The following is a 601-nucleotide window of genomic DNA, read 5'->3' on the forward strand; positions in this document are numbered from 1 at the left end:
ACGAAACGTAATGAGAAATGCCTGTAAATCCATAATCTGCCCCCTGTCTCTTCCTTGTTGCTGCATGCTGAAAGACACTTGCGCCTACTAGGCACAAGTGTCTTCGCTATGAATGAAATGATTAACGAAGAATGATAATTTCACCATTTTGGTAGAATACGCGTTTGCTGAACAACTCAGCTACTGCACGCAATGGAATGAAGGAGCTGCCATTTTCGATAATAACCGGTTGATCTAGTTTGACTTTCTCATTCACTTTACCATTCTCTACCACTTGATCGGATCCTAATGTAATTTCTGTTTTCTTACCATCTTTTGTGATAATAACTGTTTTCGTTGCATCTACCCATTCAACTTGAGCTTGAATCGCTTGTGCAATAACACGAACCGGCACTAATGTACGACTGCTTTCTGTGTTAATGAAAGGGGCATTCTCAGCTGTGAAAGCTTTTCCGTCTACTTGGTAATCCTTACTGCCAATTTTCAAACTTGAACCATCTTTACCTACTTGAAACTTAAGAACTTGGAAGCCGTACTCTTGTGCAGCAGCCAGATCAGATGCATCTACAGCGTTTGAGAATTTCGTTGCCACTTCAACAGC

General features: G+C 41.1%; 1 protein-coding gene. It reads right to left on the reverse strand.

The genetic code is table 11. From position 1 onward, the window contains the following. Positions 1 to 121 precede the first annotated feature (121 nt). On the reverse strand, positions 122 to 601 hold a 480-nt coding region (locus ACXJJ8_RS15425), incomplete at its 5' end, for a copper amine oxidase N-terminal domain-containing protein (protein ID WP_499031864.1).

The organism is Lysobacter sp. P5_C4 (assembly GCF_054049695.1).